At 40.1% G+C, this 25183-nt stretch carries 26 protein-coding genes and 1 pseudogene; 25 read left to right on the top strand and 2 right to left on the bottom strand.

All coding sequences use genetic code 11. The features are described from left to right. The first annotated feature begins 4 nt into the window (after window positions 1-4). On the top strand, window positions 5-247 hold the full coding sequence (locus G593_RS18455; protein ID WP_242827055.1) for a hypothetical protein: 243 nt from the start codon (window positions 5-7) through the stop codon (window positions 245-247). A gap of 73 nt (window positions 248-320) precedes the next feature. Then, complete coding sequence (locus tag G593_RS18450; protein ID WP_144100741.1) at window positions 321-503, top strand: hypothetical protein; 183 nt, start codon at window positions 321-323, stop codon at window positions 501-503. 88 nt (window positions 504-591) lie between these two features. Here G593_RS18450 and G593_RS0106635 read toward each other — a convergent pair whose 3' ends face one another. Further along, complete coding sequence (locus G593_RS0106635) at window positions 592-2805, bottom strand: FMN-binding protein (protein WP_029731187.1); 2214 nt, start codon at window positions 2803-2805, stop codon at window positions 592-594. Window positions 2806-3568: 763 nt separating this feature from the next. Here G593_RS0106635 and G593_RS0106630 point away from each other — a divergent pair. The 14 genes and pseudogenes from G593_RS0106630 to G593_RS0106555 all read left to right on the top strand — a co-directional run bounded on the left by G593_RS0106630 (window position 3569) and on the right by G593_RS0106555 (window position 14045). Then, window positions 3569-3943, top strand: coding sequence for a hypothetical protein (locus G593_RS0106630; RefSeq protein WP_028087681.1), 375 nt, complete (start codon window positions 3569-3571; stop codon window positions 3941-3943). Between the two features lie 316 nt (window positions 3944-4259). Next, window positions 4260-4604, top strand: a complete 345-nt coding sequence (locus tag G593_RS19370) for an EAL domain-containing protein (RefSeq protein ID WP_242827054.1) — start codon at window positions 4260-4262, stop codon at window positions 4602-4604. A 512-nt stretch (window positions 4605-5116) separates the two neighbouring features. Further along, complete coding sequence (locus tag G593_RS18440) at window positions 5117-5413, top strand: hypothetical protein (protein WP_242827053.1); 297 nt, start codon at window positions 5117-5119, stop codon at window positions 5411-5413. Window positions 5414-5742: 329 nt separating this feature from the next. Then, window positions 5743-5955, top strand: coding sequence for a DUF6219 family protein (locus tag G593_RS0106615; RefSeq protein ID WP_005339871.1), 213 nt, complete (start codon window positions 5743-5745; stop codon window positions 5953-5955). Window positions 5956-5958: 3 nt separating this feature from the next. Then, window positions 5959-6413 (top strand): annotated as a pseudogene (locus G593_RS18435) (peroxiredoxin). Beyond that, on the top strand, window positions 6413-6967 hold the full coding sequence (locus G593_RS0106605) for a YaaA family protein (RefSeq protein WP_029731186.1): 555 nt from the start codon (window positions 6413-6415) through the stop codon (window positions 6965-6967). Before G593_RS18435 ends, G593_RS0106605 begins: the two are co-directional and overlap by 1 nt. A 183-nt stretch (window positions 6968-7150) precedes the next feature. Then, on the top strand, window positions 7151-7309 hold the full coding sequence (locus G593_RS0106600; protein WP_005339874.1) for a rubredoxin: 159 nt from the start codon (window positions 7151-7153) through the stop codon (window positions 7307-7309). Window positions 7310-7788: 479 nt separating this feature from the next. Next, a complete protein-coding gene (locus G593_RS0106590; protein WP_005339875.1) occupies window positions 7789-8448 on the top strand; it encodes a response regulator transcription factor in 660 nt (219 codons plus the stop codon). Beyond that, window positions 8445-9866, top strand: coding sequence for a sensor histidine kinase (locus G593_RS0106585; protein WP_005339876.1), 1422 nt, complete (start codon window positions 8445-8447; stop codon window positions 9864-9866). Before G593_RS0106590 ends, G593_RS0106585 begins: the two co-directional genes overlap by 4 nt. Further along, window positions 9847-10722, top strand: a complete 876-nt coding sequence (locus tag G593_RS0106580; protein ID WP_029731185.1) for a hypothetical protein — start codon at window positions 9847-9849, stop codon at window positions 10720-10722. Before G593_RS0106585 ends, G593_RS0106580 begins: the two co-directional genes overlap by 20 nt. Window positions 10723-10872: 150 nt before the next feature. Next, entirely contained in the window at window positions 10873-11793 is a 921-nt protein-coding gene (locus G593_RS0106575; RefSeq protein WP_005339880.1) for a C39 family peptidase, read from the top strand. 336 nt (window positions 11794-12129) lie between these two features. After that, window positions 12130-12504, top strand: coding sequence for a sigma factor-like helix-turn-helix DNA-binding protein (locus G593_RS0106570; RefSeq protein ID WP_196801962.1), 375 nt, complete (start codon window positions 12130-12132; stop codon window positions 12502-12504). A 190-nt stretch (window positions 12505-12694) separates the two neighbouring features. Next, complete coding sequence (locus G593_RS18425; RefSeq protein WP_044994181.1) at window positions 12695-12889, top strand: hypothetical protein; 195 nt, start codon at window positions 12695-12697, stop codon at window positions 12887-12889. 139 nt (window positions 12890-13028) lie between these two features. Further along, on the top strand, window positions 13029-14045 hold the full coding sequence (locus G593_RS0106555) for a recombinase family protein (protein WP_029731183.1): 1017 nt from the start codon (window positions 13029-13031) through the stop codon (window positions 14043-14045). A 73-nt stretch (window positions 14046-14118) separates the two neighbouring features. Here G593_RS0106555 and G593_RS0106550 read toward each other — a convergent pair whose 3' ends face one another. Then, a complete protein-coding gene (locus tag G593_RS0106550; RefSeq protein ID WP_005339884.1) occupies window positions 14119-14370 on the bottom strand; it encodes a helix-turn-helix domain-containing protein in 252 nt (83 codons plus the stop codon). 280 nt (window positions 14371-14650) lie between these two features. Here G593_RS0106550 and G593_RS0106545 point away from each other — a divergent pair, with 280 nt between their 5' ends. From G593_RS0106545 to G593_RS0106505, 9 genes are all read left to right on the top strand, one after another. Beyond that, entirely contained in the window at window positions 14651-15640 is a 990-nt protein-coding gene (locus tag G593_RS0106545) for a LacI family DNA-binding transcriptional regulator (protein ID WP_022278841.1), read from the top strand. A gap of 340 nt (window positions 15641-15980) precedes the next feature. Continuing rightward, window positions 15981-16982: a 3-dehydro-L-gulonate 2-dehydrogenase gene (yiaK, locus tag G593_RS0106540; protein ID WP_005333608.1), complete on the top strand. Its 1002-nt coding sequence runs from the start codon at window positions 15981-15983 to the stop codon at window positions 16980-16982. Between the two features lie 33 nt (window positions 16983-17015). Then, window positions 17016-17666 (top strand): HAD family hydrolase, encoded by a 651-nt coding sequence (locus tag G593_RS0106535; RefSeq protein ID WP_029731182.1) that lies wholly within the window; start codon window positions 17016-17018, stop codon window positions 17664-17666. 16 nt (window positions 17667-17682) lie between these two features. Further along, window positions 17683-19035: a citrate transporter gene (locus G593_RS0106530; protein ID WP_029731181.1), complete on the top strand. Its 1353-nt coding sequence runs from the start codon at window positions 17683-17685 to the stop codon at window positions 19033-19035. Between the two features lie 14 nt (window positions 19036-19049). Next, the gene (locus G593_RS0106525; RefSeq protein ID WP_029731180.1) at window positions 19050-21176 is read left to right on the top strand and encodes a hydantoinase/oxoprolinase family protein; all 2127 of its coding nucleotides are present in this window, start codon (window positions 19050-19052) and stop codon (window positions 21174-21176) included. 46 nt (window positions 21177-21222) lie between these two features. Continuing rightward, on the top strand, window positions 21223-21963 hold the full coding sequence (locus tag G593_RS0106520; protein WP_029731179.1) for a hypothetical protein: 741 nt from the start codon (window positions 21223-21225) through the stop codon (window positions 21961-21963). A gap of 19 nt (window positions 21964-21982) precedes the next feature. Continuing rightward, window positions 21983-22441: a YhcH/YjgK/YiaL family protein gene (locus G593_RS0106515; protein ID WP_005333617.1), complete on the top strand. Its 459-nt coding sequence runs from the start codon at window positions 21983-21985 to the stop codon at window positions 22439-22441. 59 nt (window positions 22442-22500) lie between these two features. Further along, window positions 22501-23547, top strand: a complete 1047-nt coding sequence (gene uxuA, locus G593_RS0106510; RefSeq protein WP_029731178.1) for a mannonate dehydratase — start codon at window positions 22501-22503, stop codon at window positions 23545-23547. 303 nt (window positions 23548-23850) lie between these two features. After that, entirely contained in the window at window positions 23851-25125 is a 1275-nt protein-coding gene (locus tag G593_RS0106505) for a substrate-binding domain-containing protein (RefSeq protein WP_029731177.1), read from the top strand. Window positions 25126-25183: the final 58 nt, after the last annotated feature.

Raw genomic sequence — 25183 nt, 5'->3', positions numbered from 1 at the left:
ACTGATGACAGACAGAGATTATGCAATTAAATCAATGAAAGAAATTACTTTCCAGATGGCAAGCCATGCACAGGATTATCTGGAAGTTACAATCGAAAGACATTATACTGATATTAAAGAACTGATGACAAGCTATCAGAAATTGATTTTAGAAAATCAGATTGTGTTAGAAGAACTGGATATGGAGTGCCAGGAGAAGATCAATGAAGAAGCAGGCACTTGGGTATTTAGGGTTTTACTTTTATGAGATCATGGTACCGCAGGCAAAGGATAAAAGATTTAAACCATCACTGGGCGTTGAGGAAGAGTAGGTGAGTAATATGAGATACGAAGATTCGATGAAAGGTATAGCTGATCAGATAATCAAAGAACGGCAGCGAGCCAGTAAAATTAAAAACAATCCAGAGGAGTTCCACTGGTATGACGAATATGCAACGTTGAATTTCTTTCAGTTTATCCGCAAAAATATCGAAGACTTAGCTGTTTCTGAGCAATTGGGATAATCAGTAATCGGAGAATTTAAGAAAAGATAAACATTATTCCCTAGATGAGAAAGATAAAATACTATCGGTCTCATCTAGGGATATTTTATTATGGCAGATACTTATTTTTTTTGTGCCTGATAACAACAATCATTATCAATCCTGCAGAAAAAATTATACCACAGATTGGAAGGAAGATTTTTGCAGTGTCTCCAGTTTTCACTGTTTTGGACGTACCTTTTAATGATTTGCCTTCGATTGTTTTGAGTGAAGTGTTTTTTGTATCTGATAAGCTTTTATCTGTACCTGTTAATATATCATTGGTGTTAGGTGTATTTCCCGAGCTGTTTAGCTTTTTATATGCCTCTTCAGCAGTGGTTAATACATCTACATTACTTACCATTGCTTTTTGAGTATCAGATAATGCGTCGTATGCAGCTCTGGCTGCTTTGATTATATCACCAGAATCTTTTGTTACTGTTCCTATTGCATCAATTTTCTTTTCTACTTCTGTAGCAGCGATCTTATCTGTTTTGGAATTTTCTTCTTCTTTCTTTAGTTCGGATAATTTTGCCTCTGCTTGTGTAAGAAGTTCATAATTTGATACTTTGGTTTTCTGATCTTCAGATAATGCATCGTATCCCGTTCTTGCTTCTTGAATTGCATTTTCCTTTTCGAGAGTCACATCGCCGATTGCATCAATCTGTTCTATAACTTTCTTATACTGTAAAGCACTTTCAGGTACCAGTTCACATACTGGCTGTTTATATACAATAGTTGCCTTTGCACTTCCTAAATCTGCGTAATAAGAATTTGTTCCAACATACCATTTCTTTAATGAATTTATATTTACGCCATATCTTGTGATATCTACTGGATAGTTATTAAAGGAAGCGTTCAAGTCATCTGCTGTCTCCTTAAGTCCTGACAATTCAAATCCTTCCAGATTATCACTTAAACCACCCGCATAAGTTAAACCGTCATCATTTAAGGAAGCTGCATCCTGTGTTCCTACAGGTGTTGGTGGAGTTATCGATTCACCACCTATTGACATTCCAGTTTCTTTATCATATTTTGAATCATATGCTTTACCAGTTGCAGTAATCCATCCAGATATCATGCCGGCATACTTAGATTCATTGTGCGTAGACAGTGAACCTGATGCATAGCAACTAGAAACAGTTCCTTTATTAATGGCAACCAAATTACTGATTATTGGTGTTACTGAATTATTTTCGTCTGTACCACCTCCAATACTTTCAATTGATAATGAATTTGCAATTAATCCCTGGTCTAATATTCCAGCAATTCCAGCTGCAGCTGCAATCTTATCTTGATCTGATACATAGCATGATACAACGACGTCACTTTTACAGTTAATTACGGCACCTTTTTTCTGCCAACCAACAATTCCGCCTACATAGTTATCTCCGTTATCAGATTCATGATAGATTGATCCGGAAACATAACAATTATCAATGACTGCTCCATGCAAATTTCCTTTATCGTCGTAACCGTTCATACCTCCGGCGATACTTCCAATGATTCCGTTTCCATTACGCCCTTCAGATTCAATATCGATACCAGTAATCTTCAGATTTTTAATTTGTGCATCTTTATTTAATATACCAAAAAAACCAACATAGGTATTTTTTCCTGTAATCATATAAGAATTACTATACGATCCTATTTTCATACCGATAATTGAATGATTTTGTCCATTAAAGTCTCCATTAAATGCACAGTCATTTCCACCAATTGGTTCCCAGGAGATATCTGAAATATTTACATCAGAATCCAGAACTATGTATTTTCCACTGTAGTCATTATCTGCAGTTACTGATTTTGCAAATTTTTGTAGTTGGTCTGTCGTATGGATAATGTATGGATCATCCTGCGTCCCATTTCCAGATTCAAATATTTTATTTTTATCTTCCGTTGCTTTACTTGCTGATATTTCAAGTGCCTGATTTACAGCATCTTTAATCCCATTGGAACTATCGGTTGCACCGGATATGGTGTCTACAGCTGTATCACCTTTATTTATAATGTTATTGTACATATCAGGAACTGCCATCTCCCAATATTCAGGTGTTTCATTCTGCTGTTTTGTTTTAATGTCAACTATTTTCCCATTCGCAATTGTTACATCCAGGACAATTGTATCTACATGTCCTTTTCCTGATCCTTCAAATGTTCCATCTGCATATTGTGTTTCTTCTGCGTTTACAGATATTGGTACAGACATTATCAGCATTGCTGACGATAATGCAAAAGCAGCACTTTTCATAATTGTGTACTTCACTTTTTCCTTTAAGTGCATAATAATTTTCCTCCATCAATTCATTTGTGTAGATCCATAAAATTATGTATCTTTTTTAAATTTGATTTAATTAAATCATATATATCATCCCCCATCTGTATAGTGGTTCAGTTATCAAGATTGATACAGTTTGTTATAACTAACTCGAACTTTATTATAAATCATTTATCTACATTTGTCTATACGACAGAAGATATAAAATATACAAACAATCCGTCCATGTTCCATCAAATGTAGAATAATGTTTCTGCAGGAAGCACCAAAAATATCAGAAATAAAGGAAGATAGACGAAATACACGAATTCTTTTTTGAAATAAAACTTGCATTAAGGAATCTAGCACCTGGTAATGTAGAAATCTATTCAGAATCCCGCATATCAGTAATTAAAGTGGTAAATTCACGAACTTCAGAGAGAGTAGGTTTACCCAATAGATCGGTTAGGATGGATAAAATAATATGCTGTACTTAAGGACAAAACATTTACGTTAAAAACGGGGTGCAAATCCTAAAAGGTACAATCAAATTTAATCCTGCCAATAGCTATTGTAAAAAGAAAGCTGGAAGAAAGAAAATTGAAAGACAAAAGTCTCAGACTATGAGACAAAAGAAGAAAGAATTATGGTAGAATGTGGGTAACTGGAAAATCAGACAGTTACCTCTTGTGGTGTGACAGATATGAGTGACAGGAGACTGAACGAAAATTCAGTGCATAGACATTACTGCAAAGAAACAATGAAGATCAGAAAACTAGGAGGTGGAATAATGAAAAAATGGATCGTGATGCTGGCGGTACTTGTTATGTTCTGTCTGGCGGGATGCGGGGAAAAGCCGATGACAGCAGTGTATTTTCATACAGATGATAACAGCTGGTATTTTGCGGATCTGGACACGGACACGATTTTCTCTGGAACGATACCGGATAAGCTTACGGATGAGAATGGAAAGAAGCTGACAGAGGAAGATATGACAGACGGAGATGTTTACCTGATCTATGGAGATGGTATCATGCTGCAAAGCTTCCCGGGACAGTATCCGGGAATCACAAAGATGGTACGGAAAGAACAGGGCAATCAGGAAAAGGCAGATCATTACCGGAAGGAGCTGGCTTCCATGATGCGTCCGGTGACTGGCGAGTGATAAAATAAAGATTCTTTAGAAAAATATTAAAAGAAAATATATATCCATTTCTTCTATATTTTGATAAACTATATATTAAGACCACTGAAAAGAATAAATTTTAATTGCTTTGTTGAACAGATTGGTATTTACAGGGAGGAATCATATTTCAGATTCTTCAAGTACATAATGTTTCACTTTTCGTTGTATCTTAAATACAGAGAGACATGGAAACTTTGGAACAAGAGCGAAAGTATCTCTGAAAAAGATGAAATATGGTATTTACAAAAATATAGATAAGAATCTTTCAATAACTACCATATGTGATTATGCATCTATGGCGGCAGAAACGGTTATGGAGGATTATAATCATGACTATGCGTATTATACAGATGAACTGGCGCAGAAGAGACTTTATAATCAAATGATAGAAAACGATTTTATAGATGCTTATGTTTTTCGACAGGTGTGCAGATTACAAAAAAGGGTACTTTCTGAAGGTGTTGAAACAACAGAACAACTAGATGTATTACGAAAAATAAAGTGTGATGAGATACAGGGATTTTATTATGCACGACCAATGCCAGAAGCTCAGTTTATAGAATATGTGAGAAAAAGCGGTAACCACAAGAAACTCTGGCAAAGAGACACCGAAAATACGACATACAAAATGCAAAAGTAGATAAGAATGTTATGGCATTCGTTATTGGCATTATCTTCATCGTAACAGCAGATACAGGCTTAATTACAAGTTATTATTCTGCTTTGATTGCAGGCATAATCATTAGTTGCTTTGCGGGAGTGTTCCTTGCTATCTACTTATATGTTTGGCATAAGCAATCTAAGTGAGATATGTTAATTCCGGTTTATAGAATTCAAAAATTTAATATGAAATGTGCGATAGAGCGTATGGAAATAGTCTATACGTTCTATTTTTGCCTTTTTAAGAAGAATGATTAAGTAACTGGTTCTGTAAAACTGTAAAACCGGAACCAGAATTATCTGGATTCTAGACCGCACATAAAGCATACGCATCACAAGGAACCGACTACTATCGGAGGCAATCACATATGACAAACCAGGGTACAATAGATAAAGAAAGAACGAAAGAAAGTAACACTTAAAGGAGACAAATCCCATTGAAAGAAGTAATAGATTATGCAGTAGGACAGTTAGAAGGGAATGAATGGAAATATGAAGAGAAGTATCATTGCAGTGATCTCAGGAACAGTGATCTTGATAATTGCGGCAAAAAGTATTTATATGAAATCTGAATCCGGTCATAAGAAAGGTGAACCGGATGTAGTTGGAACATTTTCCATAAATCGGGATGAAAATATAACCGTGGTCGCTAACCGGGAAAATATTGAAGATAGAGAAGTGTTTGCAAGAGAACTTTTGCAGATGTACAAGGATAATTCTTTTCATTCGACAAAATTTTCCACAGACCATGGATATGCGACGAGCCTTGATATGTACATTTATTTATGAAAAGAGAATATTGAAGAGGGAGAGTCGGTAATGACAGCCGAATATAGGCCTATAGAATACGGAAAGGACTATGACGTTGTCAATAATCCTGATAAATTTCAACTATATATAGATGGACGAGAGATTGAGTAAGAATTTCCTGTAGGCAAACCTTTTATCAGATTTTCAAAGAAAGATTAAAGAATAACAACACATAGTTTTTAATCACCCTCTGATATTCTGAAAAATCTCGTCTGAAAAATTTTATAGGAAAGATCTATTATAAAATTGACATAAGAATGCGGTAGAGTATAATTACAATTGAATACACTGAAAAATGGAGGAATCACATGAAAGCACATAAATATTGGTCAGCAGGAGCATTAATCACAATGTTTGGGACTTTTTACACTGGATATAAAAAGCTAAAAACAAGTCACAAATACTTTGCTTTGAGTTCTATGCTATGTATGATAATGGCGATATATACAGGTCATAAAATGATCGCCGGGAATAGAAAAGAAAAGGCGAAAAAAGAGAAAGTTATAGAGAAGGAGGAATAAATAATGCTGGAAGCAGGAAGTAAGGCGCTTGATTTTGAGTTGCCAGATCAAAATGGAAAACACATAGATTATCGGATTATACAGGGAAAAAAGTAATATTATATTTCTATCCCAAGGATAATACTGCAGGATGTATGAAACAGGCATGTGGCTTTTCCGAGCGATACCCTCAGTTTACTGAAAAAGGTGCAGTTATTCTTGGAGTCAGTAAGGATTCTGTACTCTCGCATAAGAGATTTGAGGAAAAATATGGATTGGCATTTACACTTTTAGCAGATTCAGAGCGGAAAGTTATTGAAGCTTATGATGTATGGAAAGAAAAGAAAAATTATGGTAAAGTCTCTATGGGAGTGGTAAGAACTACATATCTTATCAATGAACAGGGAGTTATCATTAAAGCCAATGATAAAGTCAAAGCAGCAGATGATCCTGAAAATATGCTGAAGGAATTAGATTAATGAAGATAATATTATCCCCTGCTAAAAAGATGATTACAGATACTGACAGCATAACACCAGATGGATTGCCTGAATTTATTGATAAAACAACAGAGATACAAAAGTGGTTGAAAAGTAAGTCAAAAGAAGAGTTGAAGACTATTTGGAAATGTAATGACAAAATTGCAGAACAGAACTTCAATAGATTGGAAAACATGGATCTTTACCATTTACTTACTCCAGCTGTTTTATTATATGAAGGAATTGCTTTTCAATATATGGCTCCTTCCGTGTTTGAGGACAGTCAGTTCGAGTATGTACAAAACCATTTGAGAATATTATCTGCGTTTTATGGTGTCTTAAAACCAAGGGATGGTGTAACACCTTATCGTTTGGAAATGCAGGCGAAGGTTGGAATAGGAGAAACAAAAAATCTGTATGAGTACTGGGGAGATTTGTTCATGGCTGAAAACAGTATTGAAAATCCAGAGGATATTAAGGGATTTAAAAGACTTGGTTATGCGTTCAGACCGGATTTATCATCAGAAACTGAATATATTTTTGAACGCAAATAGAAACAATGGCTCGTTAAGAATAGACTTATTTCGAGTACTGGTTTAATAATAATAATAGTAATTATTATTGTAAATATTATTGACATTACTCAGATAACAATATATAATTCTTATCAGGAATAATTCCTATAGATATAACAGTAAAGAGCTATTTATTAACAATTTTACAAGGAGGAATCAATCATGAAATACGTATGTGATGTTTGTGGATGGGAATATGATGAAGAGGAAGGTTATCCTGAAGGAGGTATTGCACCAGGAACAAAGTGGGAGGATGTTCCGGAAGATTTCGAATGTCCATTATGTAATGTTGGAAAAGATCAGTTTTCAGAAGTTGAATAGAAGTGTAATATTTTCCCAAGTATGGATAGGTAAGAAAAAAACCTGTTGCTGAGTCAACAGGTTTTTTTATGCATAAAGATTGCTTACGGTAATCTTTTGAATGATAATTAATATGCTGAAGCTGCTGGGACAACTGTTCTGAACGGAGTGTAAAACCATTTGACCGGATATGCCTTTTCGCCCTATAATATTGATCGTGATATAAACAGAAAAACAAAAGTTATCATGCATATGGGATATATGGAAGGAAACAAGGAAGATTGTACAGAAATGTGCGGTTATTATGAATGTGAAGATTGTAGTGAAAGATTTATGTCTTTGCAGATTGGTCCAATAATAATTGTCTGTTCCTCCTGTGGAGAAGCACAGGATATGGATTCATGCCAAATGCTTCAGCTCTGCATTTTTTACAAGTCTGACACATCTTTATGATACAATAGGCACATGACAGATAAAGAAAAGGATAGAAGAGGAGAAAAATGACATCTATATTAATCATAGAAGATGATACTCAGATCAGCCGTCTGATCAATTCCACTCTGACGGTCGAAGGATATCACTGTGAAAGTGCGCTGGATGGACAGGAGGGGGCAGACCGTATTGAGGGAAAACGATATGATCTGATTCTTCTAGATTTGATGTTGCCAAAGATCAGTGGCTACGAGCTTTTGGACTATATTGTATCTACAGGTACACCGGTGATTATCATTTCAGCTATGGGACAGGTTAAAGACCGTATCCGGGGGCTGCGCATGGGAGCGGACGATTATTTAAGTAAACCCTTCCAGATTGGTGAGCTCCTGGCCCGGGTAGAGACGGTGCTGCGCCGGACAAAGCAGATCCAGGACAAGATTACAATCGGGGATGTGACGATTGATCCGGTGTCACGACTGGTATTTAAGTGTGGGAAACAGGTAGATCTGACGGTGAAAGAATTTGACCTTCTGATAGAGCTTGTACGCAATAAAAATGTAGCTTTGAGCCGTGCCAGGCTGTATGAGGCTGTCTGGGAGGAGGAGTACAGCGGTGAGACGAGAACACTTGACTCCCATATTCAAAGACTGCGAAAAAAATTGGATTGGAATGACCGGATTGTGACGGTTTTCCGCATTGGATACCGGCTGGAGGTTCATAAGTGAAATTTTTCTATAAGATTTTTTTAAGTATGCTGTTTGTATTGACGGTATCGTTAGCTACAGTAGAGTATCTGACGGTTTCCCACAGTCTGGAGCATGCCCTGCAAAGAGAAGAAAATACAGCATTTTCACAGCACCAGATGGTGAAATATTCGATTCAGACGGTGCTGCTTAACATTACCGACAGCTATACGAGGGCAGATATGGTGGAGATTGCCCGGTCTGCAGAAGTACCGCTTGGCACACAGAGTGGGCTGTATTTTGCTACGGAAAACAAAGAGAAAAGTGGCAGTGATGCCGTATATTACAATTCCTGCAAAAGCGACCCATCCCAAAAGAGTGTGGAGGATGGAAAGATTCTGTATGAGATTGTAACAAAGGCAGGAAACCGACATCTGCAGGTCAGAAGCAGTTTTTCTTTAAAAGACAGCAGTTATGTGCTGGTGACAGAAAAAAACGTGGAAGAACTGTTCCAGGATACTGAAAAACTGTACAAACGCTGTAAATTTTTTTACTGGTGTATTCTCGGTGCGGGATCACTTCTAGTGCTGTTTTTGACGCTGACGATCACCAGACCTCTTGGAAAGTTGCGCAATACAACCAGAAAGTTTGCCGCCGGAGAATACGGTGTGCGGGCAAAGACCGGCAGCCGAGACGAAGTAGGCGAACTGGCAAAGACTTTTAACTATATGGCAAAGACCATAGAAAAAAAGATTGCGGAGCTGGAGGATGCGGCCAGACGGCAGGAGGATTTTACAGCCAATTTTGCCCATGAGTTAAAAACACCGATGACATCGATTATCGGTTATGCAGACACGCTGTACCAGAAAACGTTGCCGCCGGAAGATGTGCATCAGCTGGCGGGAATCATTATGAATGAAGGTATGCGGCTGGAAGCTCTTTCATTTAAACTGATGGAACTGGTCACGTTGTCGCGGTCAGATTTTCAGCTGGAAGAGGCACGGATTGATGAAGTCATGGCAGATGCGGTGGAGACTATCACGCCGGCAGCAGAAAAACGAAAGGTCCAGATAAAACTGCAGACAGAAGAAGCATGGGTGCGTTTAGAATACGATCTTTTCAAAACGCTTTTATTAAATCTGATGGATAATGCCTTAAAATCCGGTACAGATGTTGTGTTTGTACAAGGCAGCTGTGAGAACGAGCAGTACAAAATCACGATCACCGACCGTGGACGTGGCATTCCTACGGAAGATCTTGAAAAGATCACAGAGGCTTTTTATATGGTAGATAAATCCAGGTCACGTAAAGAACATGGTGCAGGTCTGGGACTGGCGTTGTCTGTAAAAATTGCACAGTTGCACCATACCAAGCTTTCCTATAGGAGTCAACCGGATCAGGGAACCAGTGTGATATTAGTGTTGCAGAAGGAGACGGACGATGAAGAAGAGACTGATTAAAGTTTTGTATGCTTGGCTGACACTGATAATGGCACTTTTGATCGCGTTGACCGGCACCTTTGTACCGGAGTTTATGCTGGATGCAAAAGCGGATCGTCTGGCAACGCAGACGGGTAAGGTAGAAAATGGGGATGTATCGCCATATACCTATACGATGGACACGGAGAAAAGACTGCCAAAACTGGCGGCATTTGCGGAGCAGATGAGTATGTTTGAGAAAGAAAGGTACTTAGGAATCCGGGATCCGCTGGATACGGAATTGTCTGCGACCCAAGTGCAGGCGAAAGTCATAAAGTTTATAGAAGTCTATGCATCCAGGCTGGAAGATATGGGGATTGACCTTAGTGAGGCAGAATATATATCTCCAAACATGGCTACAGATGCACCGAGTGCAGGAACAGCTGACGTGGGATGGACAGCGGATGCAGATACCGCGCCTGTGATCGATGAGGACATGGAATTTCTAGTGTCACCGGATGACCAGCAGTTGTCCTTATGGTTTTGTTATGCACATCTGGACCTGTGCGATCTGCAGATCGCAGTGGATGCATTGACGGGAATGCCAGTTTTCATCACTTACAGTACATGGAGGATAAGCCCGGATGAAACGTGGTGTGAGGCTGTGGCGGATACTTACACGAAGCTGTATGGCGAAAGTATGCAGTTTAGATCTCCCAATGTGCTGGAAGAGATGCATATCGGGCAGAACCTGCTTAGTATGAGTGGGGAGTCCTGGTATGGTTTTACCTGTGATACGAAAGATCAGTTGCTGCATCTGGAATTACAATGTTACTATGATGAAAGACAGGTAAAGATGAAGGATGGCTATTTTGAAGTGTATATCTGGCTGTATTAGATACAGTGAAATGTGATGCAGAGAAATTTGGCGTTGCAAGATAGATGGCAATGCATTAGGATGATTTGACAACTTTGACACATCTTTGTGACAGGATGGCGAAAACCGCCTGCTATACTGTGACTATGCAGTACAGCAGGAGGTTTTTTGATGAAAGAATCAATGACAGAAGCAAGAAAAAGACAGATATATAGACGCAGAAAACGAAGAAAACGGAAAAAACGCTTGAAAATCTGTGCCTGTATACTGATGCTACTCTTTCTTGGCGTTGGAGTGGTTCGAAGTGCAATGTCACTCATCGGTATATGGGAGAATGGTCAGAATGAGATGATAGAACAGACCTATAGCGGTCAGGGAGGCACTGCGCAGAACGCAGCAGACAAAACAAAGGATAAGGAAGGAGTATTCTTCGATAGAAATATGACAGAGCAGGACAAGCTGCAGAAAATCGAGAAAAGTGACGAATATCCGGAACGGCTTAAAGAAATGGCGAAAAAAAACAGTGAGACGATCGATTTTGTATACGATTATCTGGAAATGAAAGACAAAAAGCAGAAAATCAATCTGTCAAAAGAAGTAAAAGCCGATACGGTGCCGCTTTTGATGCAGTGGGATGAGCGCTGGGGGTACGAACAGTACAGTGGAGGTCTTCTTGGCTATACAGGCTGTGGTCCGACAAATTTGGCGATGGTAGTCTTATATCTGACGGGGGATAAGACGGTGAACCCAGCAACTGTAGCTGAATATGCGGAAAGTGCCGGCTACAGTATCCCTGACTCTGGAAGCAGTTGGACACTGATCAGTGAAGGATGTGAGCATTACGGTGTTCATGCAACAGAAGTACCGATGGATGAAGACAGGATTAAATCAAAGCTGGATGAGGGCTGCCCGATCATCGTCAATGTGGGTCCCGGAGACTTTACGGATTCCGGTCATTTTATGACGCTCACAGGATATGACAGCGAAGGTTTTACAATCAATGATCCCAACAGCCGGACTAACAGTGAGAAACACTGGACGTATGCACAGCTGCATGGTCAGGTTCGGAATCTGTGGGCCATGTATATATAGAGAACCGTATTAGAGGGAAAAGAAATTTTTACTGACACGCTATTTTGCTATTGGTACAGGTATGATGCAGAAAATCAGTATGTTGGATGTTATTAGGCTAATATCTGAAACTGATTATGCTGATGAAAGCAGGCATAGATAACTGAATACAAGAAAGAGACAGAAGCCTCAGTAGTTAAGAAAAACTACTGGGGCTTTTTTCGTGCCTGAATTTATCAGCCAATAACTGCGGGTGTGTCCCGGCAGGATGAAGGCGGAGCAGGCATGATCCTAAACAAAGGTCCTCCTTCCGAATTTGAAACGAACAACAAGATTTCAAATTCAGGAGGAACGGACATGTATATTGAACACCTATATTTTTATGAAGGAAAGTATTACGTAAATATTGATGGAGAAGGCTTCATGATAGAGGATTTTCCAGATCTGAACTGTGATGTGGAGCATTGTGTACTGACAAAAATGGAACAGCAGGATATTCACAAAGTGATCAATCAGCTGAACTCAGAGGAACGCATGATTATTTATGGCATTTTCTTTGAAAACAAGACTCAGACACAGATGGCAGAGATCATGGGTATTTCCAGACAGATGCTGTCATACAAGCTGAAATCCACTCTTAATAAGATGCGTGAAATGTATATGAATAAATTTTTTGAAAAAATTTTTCAAAATCTTTTGCATCTGCCAAAGTCATTTGACTTTAGTAATTAGAGGAAGTTAAAGGACTTCCTAAAATGAACCATGATAACTGAATATCCAATCATAACTGACGTGACATTTCATGCAGAGAGTACGAGGAAGATGCCGCTATAGGATTATAAGACAAAACAAAGATTTTTAGTTCCGTCCGTAATGCTGCGAAAAAGCACTGACCGAAGCCAGCTGGCAGGCTGGTGATGCGATGATATGTATGAGATGCGATACACTTGCAGAACCTGAGAAGTCTGTAACTGGTAAAACTATGAACTGCCAGAGCCTGGAAACGGATTTTGATGATATGGATCTGAAGGAATTGAAGGATATCCGAAAAATAAGGTTTGCAAACAATGGAGTATCTTTTGAAGATGCATTTGAGGAACTTTTGCTTTCTGTATAAAAAGTGAGGGTAAAATCTGAAGAGTTATGTTAATATGGAGACGAGGAATTCAGGACTCCTCATTCATATCAGGACAAAATCGACTCACCCTCTGGGTTTTACCAATGTTGATGGAAAGGTAAAACTAAGGAGGATGAAGATGAATCAAATTAACAATTCAAAGAAAATTTATCATGCAGTCATTTATGTTCGTTTATCGAAAGAAGATGGCGATGTTGCTACTGCTGGAAAGCGTGAAAGCAACAGTATCTCAAATCAGAAAGATCTGATAAAAAATTTCCTAAAAGATAAAAAGGATATAGTTGTTGTATCAGAACGGGTGGATGACGGTTACAGCGGTTCTAATTTTGAACGTCCAGCATTTCAGATGATGCTGGAAGATATCAAAAAAGGAATTGTGGATTGTGTCGTTGTAAAAGACCTTTCCCGTTTTGGCCGTGAGTATATTGATGCCGGAAAATATATCGAAAGATTATTTCCGGCACTTGGCGTGCGGTTTATTGCGGTCAATGATTATTATGACAACCTGGAAGGAAAAAGTCAGGCAGACGAAATCGTGATTCCCTTCAAGAATCTCATTAACGATGCATATTGCCGTGACATTTCTATCAAAATAAGAAGCCAGAAAGATTCAGATAATAAAAACAAACTGGTGATAGATGTATATGCGACAGGTATCGTCAAAGAAATTTACCGCATGAAATTATCAGGTATGAGCCAGACAGCAATTGCCAATGCATGGAACAAACAGGGTGTTCTTTCACCAATGGAATACAAGCACAGTCTTGGAATAAGGATTCAGGATAATTTTAAAACACACGAACAGGCAGAATGGAGCACCATGTCGGTAAAAAGAATCCTTGGAAATGAAGTATACACTGGAACTCTGGTGCAGAGATTATTAGGGATAGATACAAGGACTTCTCCGAACGAGGAAAAGGTATATCCACTATCTGGACTTGTGGTTTGTGGAGACTGTGGGGCAATGATGATCAAACGGGATGTTCCGGCAGGAGGAAAGGTATATGCTTATGCCTGCTGGACAGCTATGGTGCTGGATTTTCTGCCGTACAAGCAGCCGTTGAAGCCGCGAAAGGAAAAACTGGGCATTCTTGAAAATATTTTAATCATACAGGGAAGGCGACAAGAAAATTAGAAGTGTGAGATATACGATTTTTGAAAGTGGATATGATAGGATAGGAAAGAAAAGTAATGCGAAGCCACTCGCATTACTTTTCTTTCCCATCAATGAGATATTCATAAGATATTTCGAAAACTTCAGAAAATGCTTTGATTTCAACATCAGTAACAAAGCGCTTATTTGTTTCAATTCTTGTAATTACATTTTTGTCCATATCATAGCCGCGCAGTTGAAGCTGATGGGCAAGCATCCGCTGGGACATATGGTTTTTCTCACGAAGCTCGATGAGTCTTTTACTGATTAAGTTCTTTTCTCCGGTGGCTGTCTTTGGTTTTGGCATATAAATGCTCCTCTCTTTTGTAATTGAAAAATGAGATTGTCTCATTTTTTGCTCTATTCATTGATTTTACAGTTGAGGTAAGAATAAAACGGTTGTAAAAGTGAGACGGCATGGACGTTCTTGGATTTTATGACTAGTGTGTTATAGCGAAATTAATTTGAAAAATTACTTTCATCAATAATCTCTTGACAAATCCCTTTGAAATCACGTATCCTCATAGTATAAAAGCGCTTTCATAAGAGCTTGGTATGCAATGCAAAGCAGTGAAAAGAGGAAAAAGATGAATATATATGATATAGCAAAAGAAGCCGGAGTTTCTATATCAACGGTTTCTCGTGTTATGAATAACAAAGGGAATGTGAATGCTGCTACAAGAAAAAAAGTAGAAGCAATATTGGACAAGCATGATTATACGCCCAGTGCGATTGCGCGTGGTATGGTAAGTAAAACAATGAAGACGGTTGCAGTACTGACTGTGGATATCCGCGTGCCGCATTATGCGAGAACTGTTTATACAATTGAACGGGAGTTTAGCCACAGAGGGTACGAGGTCGCAATCTGTAATACGGGTGGTGAGTTGGAAGAGACAGCCAAGTATTTAAAGACAATGCTTGAGAAAAAAGTAGACGGAATCGTACTGGTCGGTTCAATTTTTAATACACTTTGCAAAAAAGATGAAATTGGAAATATGATCAAGAATACACCGGTAGTGCTTGCGAATGGAAAACTGGAACTGCCGAATTCCTATTCTGTCTTAGTTGATGACCGGTATGGCGTTTCTCTGGCAGTGGAACATCTGCTAAAAAGAGGGCACCTTGATATGTACTATCTAAAGGATATGGATACGGTCAGTGCCAGGTTAAAAAGTGAAGGGTTTATAAAAGCATTGGAAAGTCACGGTGTGAGTGACGCGAAGCAATATGTGATCGATACGGACAGAAGTATCGGTGGAGGAATCGAAGCGGTTGAAAAACTGATTGCCGAGAATAAGAAATTTACAGCCATTGTCTGTGGAGAAGACATTACAGCAACGGGAGCGGTGAAAGCGGCATTGCGTGCCGGGCTTCGAGTACCGGAAGATGTAGCGGTTACCGGGTACAATAATTCAGAATATGCAAGAATCTGTGAACCACGTCTTACGACTATTGACAATAAGCCGGAGATGGTTGCGATGATGAGCGTGCAGCTCCTTACAAGTTTGATTGAACAGACGGATGTGTACTCTTCCTGTGTGATCCAGCCGGAATTGGTGGAAGGAAAGACAACATAAGCTGACATAAGACAACAAAAAAAGACGATATAGGTGAAAGATTGCAGATAGAGCTATGAAAAGCAGAAGGATTTTCAGAAAGAAAAACTGAAAGTACCTCTGCTTTTTTTTCTTCATAATCTTCAATAAACTGAAAACGCTTGCATAAAATATGAAAGATTGTTAAAAAATAATCGTTATTTTGTACTAAAATAAATGCTAGGATTTGAGCATAATGCCGAAAAAAATAAAAATACAAGCGTGAAATTGACAAAACAAGTGAAATAAATATAATGAAAAGTAAAGAAAGCGCTTCTATATATTTTCAATAATATTTTCTCGAAATTGAAAGGAGATTCATATGAGAGTTCAATATGATGTAATGGTGCAGGAGTTTGCAAGAGTATTAGAGAAAAAAGGATTCACTCATGAAGATGCCGAGAATGCGGCAATCATTTTCGCACAGAACAGTCTGGCTGGTGTATACTCCCACGGACTGAACCGTTTTCCAAGAGTTGTCAGCTACCTGGAGAAAGGTGAGATTGATCCGAATGCAAGAGCAACTTGTGAGATGAAGATGGGAGCGATTGAACGTTGGGATGGACATCGTGGATTTGGACCTCTGAATGCAAAACGTGCAATGGATCGTGCATGCGAGCTTGCGAAGGAGAATGGAATTGGTTGTGTAGCTCTTGGAAATAATAACCACTGGATGCGTGGTGGTACATATGGCTGGCTTGCAGCAGATCATGGTTGTATCGGAATCTGCTGGTCTAATACAATGCCGAACATGCCTGCATGGGGTGGACTGAACCGCAAGATCGGAAATAACCCGTTGATCATGGCAGTGCCTCGTTCTAATGGGGAACATGCAATGATCGACTGTGCTGTATCTCAGTTTTCTTATGGAAAGATTGAAGATTGCCGTCTGAAAGGACTGAAACTTCCGGTGCCAGGAGGATATGATACAAAGGGAGAACTCACAACAGACCCTTCAGAAATCGAGAAGACATGGCGTGTGCTTCCGATGGGATACTGGAAGGGGAGTGGACTTTCCATCGTGCTGGATCTGATCGCAACAGTTCTTACAGATGGAAACTCTGTATCAAAAATCGGAACATTCGGTGACGAGATTGGACTTACTCAGATTATGATTGCAGTAGATCCTACAAAGTTCAACACAGTGGAGCAGACAGATGCAATTGTAGATGAGATTCTTGCAGATGTGAAATCTTCTGAGCCGATCAAAGAGGACGGAGAAGTTCTTTATCCGGGAGAGTTGGAGCTTAAGAACATCAAAGAGAACAAAGAACAGGGAATCCCGGTTGTTGAAGAAGTGTGGGAATCTGTTCTGAAGATGTAATAATAATTAGGAAATATAGAATAGGAAGAAACAATGATTCAGGGAGTACTTTTTGATATGGACGGGCTTATGTTCGATACGGAAAGAATCGGATACGAAGGCTGGAAATATGCAGGAAAAAAGCTTGGCCTTCATATGAAAGATGAATTGATCGCGTCTTTTCGTGGAACCGGAGAAAAAGAAAAGCGAAGACATTTCAAAGAAGCATTTGGAAGTGAAGAGTTATATGATGAAGCATTTACGCTTCGGACGGTATATGCAAAAGAATGGATCGATAAGAATGGGCTTCCGGTAAAGAAAGGGCTGGTGGAGTTGTTGGAGTATTTGAAAAGAGAAAATATTCCGGCGGCGCTCGCAACCTCGACAAACCGCAAGAAAGCGATGGGTTATCTGGATATGGCAAATGTAACAGAATATTTCAGTGCATCGGTGTGCGGTGATGAAGTGAAGGCAGCGAAGCCTGCAGGTGATATCTTCATAGCTGCGGCAGAGGCGCTGGGAGTTCCGACAGAGAAATGTCTTGTTCTGGAAGACAGCCCAAATGGTCTGAAGGCTGCAAAAAATGCTGGCTGCAAAGCGATTGTAATCCCAGATCTGTCCCCGGCACCTGAGAAAGAAGAAGGTCTGTGGGATGCGAAAGTTTCGAATTTAAAAGAGGTTATAGAAATCATAAAGAATCTTTGATACAGGAGGAAATATCATGGAATATATTATTGGAATCCTGCTGCTCATCTCATTTGTAGGGTTGGCTGTATACGCAGTGCGTGGCGGTAACCTGATGATGGGTATGCTGATTATGGCAATTATTTGGACAGTGCTTCCACTTATTGGAAATACATTTGCGACAAATCCGGAATTTATTGGTTCTTATCCGGGAATCACGGATATCAGTGTTGTTGATGCAATTACAAAAGTTTTCCAGTCCGGTCCGGAAGGCTGGGGAAATGTACTTGTAAATGTTGTATTTGGTGCATGGTTTGGACGTGTTCTTCTTCAGACAGGTATTGCAGATGCACTGATCCGTAAAGCGGTTGAGCTTGGTGGAGACAAACCGGTTATCATCTGTGTATTACTTTCTACAGTTACAACAGCAATCTTTTCAACATTATTTGGCGCAGGTGCCGTTGTAGCGATTGGAGTGATCATTCTTCCAATCCTTATGAGTCTTGGGATTCCTAAGACACTTTCCATCGGATCCTTCATGATGAGTGTCGGAGCCGGAATGTATTTAAATCCGGTACTTACCGGACAGTTCCTCGGATTCTTCCTTGGAGAAGATGGAAAACAGCTCATCACTTATGATGATCCTGCACGTCTTCACTGGGCGATCATCGGAGTTGCAGTACAGCTTCTTGTAGTAATTGTTATGTGTGTTGTGACACTTGGAAAGAAGAAAACCGTTCATGCATGGAGCGCATCTGCAGCAAGAAAAGCCCGCCCGGGATATGTTCCGACAATTGCTCTGATCGCACCGATCATTCCGGTTGTACTTCTTGTAGTATTTAATGTACCGATCATTCTTGGATTTACAATTGGAAGTTTCTACGCATTATTCGTATGTAAGAAACTGACATCATTTCGCGGTGCATGCCGTGTACTGAATAAGGATTTCTATGATGGTGTTGTTGACACTGCACCGCTGGTAGGATTCCTGCTTATGATTCCAATGTTCAACAAAGCGGCAGAGCTTTGCGTGCCATATTTTAATGCACTTCTTGGAAATATTATTCCGAATAATACACTGGTTATCAGCATTGTATTTGCAATTCTTGCGCCACTTGGACTGTTCCGTGGACCATTTACACTGTTCGGCTGCGGAGCTGCAACACTTGGAATCCTGAAAGGAATCGGATTCTCAACATCATATCTGTATGCACTGATGGCCATTCCTTCTATTACAATGAATGTATCAATCTGTATGACACAGAGCTGGATTGCATGGGGAGTAAGCTACTCAAAAGTATCCACAAGAGAACATCTGAAGATGACACTGCCATATGCATGGCTTGTATGTATCATTATGCAGGCAATCACATATGTTATGTTCGGTTAAGGAGGGCGTAAAAAATGAGCGATAGAAAAGTACGTATGGGTATTGACGTAGGTGGAACGCATACAAAAGCGGTTGCCATTGACAATGCCACACATGAAATAATTGGAAAATCTTCTGTAAAGACAACTCACGATGATAAAGCAGGCGTAGCAGCCGGTGTTGTAGCAGCATTTCAGAATTGTCTGCGGGAAAATAATATTGACCCGAAAGATGTCATTTTCGTAGCACATTCTACGACCCAGGCAACTAATGCCTTGATTGAAGGTGACGTTGCAAAGGTTGGTGTTGTTGGTGTCGGCCCGAAAGGAATCGGCGGACTCATTGCAAAAGCTCAGACAAATATGAAAGACATCAATCTTGGGTCCGGACGTTTTATCCGTCTTAAGAATCGTTACATCTGTGATGAAAAACTGTCCGGCCAGGCTGTGACAGATACGATTAAATCTTTGGTTGGAGATGGCGCAGAGGTTATCGTTGCCAGTGAGTCTTTCGGCGTAGATGATATGGAAAATGAGACTGGCATCTGCAAGATTGTAAAAGACATGGGACTTGAAGCAACAGCAGCCAGTGAGATCACAAAACTTTACGGACTGACAAGACGTACCCGTACAGCAGCGATCAATGCGTCTATTCTTCCGAAAATGCTTAACACTGCAAACTCTACAGAGCAAAGTGTTAAGAGTGCAGGTGTTGAAGTTCCGCTGATGATCATGCGTGGTGACGGCGGAGTTATGGAGATCAGTGAGATGAAAAAACGTCCGGTACTGACCATGTTATCCGGTCCGGCTGCATCTGTTATGGGAAGTCTGATGTATCTGCGTGCTTCTAATGGCGTATACTTTGAAGTAGGTGGAACAACGACCAATATCGGTGTTATCAAAGATGGACGACCTGCTATCGACTATTCTGTGGTTGGAGGACATCGTACATATATCAGCAGCTTAGATGTACGAGTTCTCGGTGTTGCCGGAGGAAGTATGGTTCGTGCAGATAAGAACGGAGTAAAAGATGTAGGACCACGTTCCGCGCATATTGCAGGTCTTGATTATGCAGTATTTACACCAGAAGAAGAAATCGTAGATCCGAAAGTTGTATTCTTCAGCCCGAAAGAAGGAGATCCGGAGGACTATGTTGCGATCGAATTAAAGAATGGAAAACGTATCACCATTACGAATACATGCGCAGCCAATGTGCTTGGTCTTATTAAGCCGGAATATTTTGCATATGGAAATGCAAATGCAGCAAGAAAGGCAATGCAGCCGCTGGCAGATTACATGGGAAAAACTGTAGAAGAAGTTGCAACTCAGATCCTGACAAAGGCTTACGAAAAGATTGAGCCGATCATTATGAATCTGGCTGACAAATACCGTCTGGAAAAAGACCAGATCAGTCTGGTCGGAGTTGGTGGAGGAGCAGCGGCTCTTATCGGATTCTGTTCTGATAAAATGGGACTGCGCTACTCAATCCCGGACAATGCAGAAGTTATTTCTTCTATCGGAGTTGCGCTTGCAATGGTACGAGACGTTGTAGAACGTGTTGTTCCGAACCCGACACCGGAAGATATCCGCTCCATCAAAGCTGAGGCAATTGATAAGGCTGTAGAAAGTGGTGCGGCAGCAGACAGCGTAGATGTACATATTGAAATCGATCCGCAGACATCAAAACTGACAGCCATTGCCCTTGGATCAACAGAAGTTAAGACAACGGACCTCTTAAAAGAGTGTACAGCTAAGGAAGCAAGAGAACTGGCGGCTGAAGACTTGAAGGTTGCTCTGTCAGAAGTAAATGAAGAATGTGCAACAAAGAACTTCTATGTATTTGCTATAGAAGGAAAAGGAAAACATCCGGTTCGTATTCTGGATAAAAAAGGATTTATCAAGGTTCAGAGAAATGACGGAAAAGCAATTCTTTGTAAAGCCGGAAGCTATCGTAATATCGTATCTCAGTTATGGGAAGAGCTTGCAATTTATCAGCAGGACGCAATCCTTCGCCCGGACTATTACATTTGTGCCGGTGCGCGTGTCATGGATTTTTCAGGTTCTGTAGACCTTGATAAGATCATGATGCTGATGGAAGTGGAAATGCAGATGATAGATCCAGGTGATGATGTCATCATCGTAGGAGCAAAGAACAGTTTATAGATCAATCATGATCCGTGGCATCTAAGGATGCAGAGGTATAAAATATATGGGAAGACAGGAAAAGTGGAACAGACTTATAGACGCATTTTCAGGAAAGGGTACTGCCTTTTCTATGCCGGAATATACCAAAGTTCCGTTTCCGGAAATGATAGAGAAACTGGGGGCTTTGACAGAGGAAGACTGGGGAAAATATGCATTTAGCAGAGAGCCTTTAGAGGGAAGGTTCAGTAACGAGAAGAAAATGCAGTATACGCACAAAGCGAATGATTGCGGTCGAGAGTGGGCTGAAAAAATCGCGAGGCAGTATGGAACGAGAAATCCGGGAGAATTAGCTGAAAAACTTGGGATGAAAGTAAAAACTCCAAAAGTCCCGGTAGGAGGCGGTCTGGTACTCTTTGCTCAATTTGTAGAACCGGATGAGATCACTATTTTTACGGATTGTGTGGATAAAGCTTCAAAATTGGAAGAAGAATGTGGATGCGATCTGCTTCGCAGAGAAAATCTTACCAATACATTGCTTGCTCATGAATTATTTCATGCAGTAGAGGAGCAGCACGTGAAAGAAATCTATACAAGAACAGAAAGGGTAGAACTCTGGAGAAAACCGTTTTCCAATAAATCTACGATTTCCTGTCTTTCTGAGATTGCGGCTATGGCATTCGCAGGGAAACTTCTGGATTTGAAGGTGTCCCCGTATATGTTAGATGTACTTCTCGTGTATTCTTATGATAAGAATGCAGCATGGGGACTATACGATGAAATCATGAATATGACAAAGAAGCAGTAAACACTGCAGGAGGAAATAAATGTTAACAACGAATATTACATTAGCTGAGAAGTATGATTACCTCAGTGATAAGTTTAAAAAAGCATTTACATTTTTAAGAGAAACAGATCTTGCATCACTTCCGATCGGAAGAACAGAGATTGATGGAGATGAAGTTTATGCAAGTGTGCAGAGCTATACAACTATGACTGTAGAAGAATGTGCATTTGAAAGTCATCTGGAATATTTTGATGTACAGTATGTGGTAGAAGGAGAAGAATGCTTTGGATATGAGCCGGTGAAAAATCTGACACCTTCTATGGACTACGATGCAGAAAGAGACCTGATTTTCTACAATGAGCCAGACGATGCAGGCTCTGTAATCCTGAAGGCCGGAGATTTTGCCATTGTTCCGCCGGAAGACGGACATGCGCCGAGACGTATGACAAAGAATGGTCCGTGTCCGGTGAAGAAGATTGTTGTAAAAGTGAAGTTGTAAAAGGTAGAAGTATGTCATGCAATTGCATGACGTGCATTCTTGAATAGGAGGAAAATTCAATGAAGAGTTCATTTCGTTGGTACGGAGACAGTGATCCGGTAACATTAGATAAGATTCGTCAGATTCCGGGAATGCGTTCCATCGTTTCCGCTGTCTATGATGTAAAACCGGGAGAAGTATGGCCGGAAGAAAGTATCAAACATCTGGTAGATGAATGCCGGGAGCATGGATTAATTTTTGATGTTGTAGAATCCATTCCGGTAACGGAAGAAATCAAACTTGGAAGACCGGGAAGAGACCGTCACATTGAGAATTATTGCGAGTCTATCCGCAGATGCGCAAAATACGGGATTAAATGTGTGACATATAATTTTATGCCGGTATTTGACTGGACAAGAACACAGCTTGACAAAGAAGCAGAAGATGGTTCCACAAGTCTTGTAATGTACTGGGAACAGATGAAAGGTCTGGATCCACTAAAAGACGATATTCATCTTCCGGGCTGGGATTCCAGCTATACACAGGATGAAGTCCGTGAATTGATTCGTGCCTATGGGGAAATAGGAGAAAAAGGACTTTGGGAAAACATTGAATATTTCCTGAAACGTGTCATTCCGGTAGCGGAAGAGTGCGGTGTTGTCATGGCGCTTCATCCGGATGATCCTCCGTATCCGATTTTTGGACTTCCAAGAGTGATCACATGCGAGGAGAATCTGGATCGATATCTTTCTATTGTGGACAGCCCGGCTAACAGCTTGTGTCTGTGTACAGGATCCCTGGGAAGTTCACCGAAAAATGATATCCCGGCTATGGTACGCAAATATTCTGCAATGAAACGAATCGGATTTATGCATATCCGAAATGTAAAGATCCTTCCGGATACATCATTTGAAGAGTCTGGACATCTGACACAGAATGGCTCGCTTGATATGAATGCAATTGTGAAAGCATTGGTAGAGACTGGATTTGACGGATATTTCCGCCCGGATCACGGACGTATGATTTGGGGAGAAACAGGAAAACCAGGTTACGGATTATATGACCGTGCACTTGGAACAGCTTATATTAATGGATTGATCGAGGCCAACGGTGGAGTGATCGAATAAAATTATAGAAGAGAATACAATATAAAGAGCTTCATACACAGCCTGGAAAGTTGTGTGTGAAGCTCTTTTCGCATGAATGAAAACAGTAGATTTGTTTTAAATGTGCAGATTCGGGTGTTGCGATGAATATGCCGAAAAAAGTAGATATAAGGAAAATGCATAAAAAAATCACTGATTACCATAGAAATTTGATAATAAATACAAAAATATTCTATGTTCTAAACAGATCATAGTGATTATAATGGAATTAGTTAATTGGTTCAAGGAAAATTGAAGCAAAATGAACAAATGGGAGGAAACAAAATGAAAAAAAGAAGAGTATTAGCAGCAATTATGACAGCTACACTTGCGTTATCACTTGCAGGTTGTGGTGGATCCTCAGGAGATTCTAAATCATCAGGATCATCAGACAGTTCCGTGGCAAATGCAGACAAACCGCTTTGCTGGTTCAACCGTCAGCCATCTAACAGTTCTACGGGAGAACTTGACAAAGAGGCTCTGAACTTCAATGATGATACATACTATGTAGGATTTGATGCTAACCAGGGAGCTGAACTGCAGGGACAGATGGTTGTTGACTACATCAAAGCGAATGCAGACAAGATTGACAGAAACGGTGACGGAGTAATCGGATATGTACTTGCAATTGGTGATATCGGACATAACGATTCTATCGCTCGTACACGTGGTGTTCGTTCTGCTCTTGGAACAGGTATTGATGCAAACGGTGAAGTTGATTCTACACCAGCAGGAACTAACGTAGACGGAAAAGCAAAAGTTGTTAAAGATGCAACTCTTGATGTAAATGGAAAGACATATACAATTCGTGAGCTTGCTTCTCAGGAGATGAAGAACTCAGCAGGAGCTACATGGGATGCAGCAACAGCTGGTAACGCAATCGGAACATGGTCAGCTTCTTTCGGAGAGCAGATCGATGTTGTTGTTTCTAACAATGACGGTATGGGAATGTCAATGTTCAACGCTTGGGCAAAAGACAACAAAGTTCCTACATTCGGATATGATGCTAACAGTGATGCTGTAGCAGCAATTGCTGAAGGATACGGCGGAACAATTTCACAGCATGCAGATGTACAGGCTTACCTGACACTGAGAGTTCTTCGTAACGCGCTTGACGGAGTCGATGTTGATACAGGTATCGGTACAGCAGATGATGCTGGTAACTGCCTGACAGAAGGTGAAGACTACAGATACAGTGAAGAGGACAGATCATACTACGCATTAAACGTAGCTGTAACAGCTGACAACTACAAAGACTTTACAGATTCAACAAAGGTTTACGACAAAGTTTCCAAACAGCTTGATTCTTCTAAGAGTCCATCTAAGAAAGTATGGCTTGACATTTACAATGCATCAGATAACTTCCTGAGCTCAACATATCAGCCACTGCTTGAGAATTATGATGATCTTCTGAACCTGACAGTTGATTACATCGGTGGAGATGGACAGACAGAGTCTAACATCACAAACCGTCTTGGAAATCCAAGCGAGTACGATGCATTTGCAATTAACATGGTTAAAACAGACAATGCATCATCTTATACATCACTTCTTAAATAATAAGAGATTGATTATCAGTAAATTAATGAAACAAAGAGGGGTGTCAGAGATGATACCC

This window comes from Dorea sp. AGR2135, from assembly GCF_000420885.1.
Taxonomy (GTDB): domain Bacteria; phylum Bacillota; class Clostridia; order Lachnospirales; family Lachnospiraceae; genus Dorea; species Dorea formicigenerans.
The sequence above is the reverse complement of the archived record's forward strand: the minus strand, read 5'-3'. Positions and strand labels throughout refer to the sequence as shown.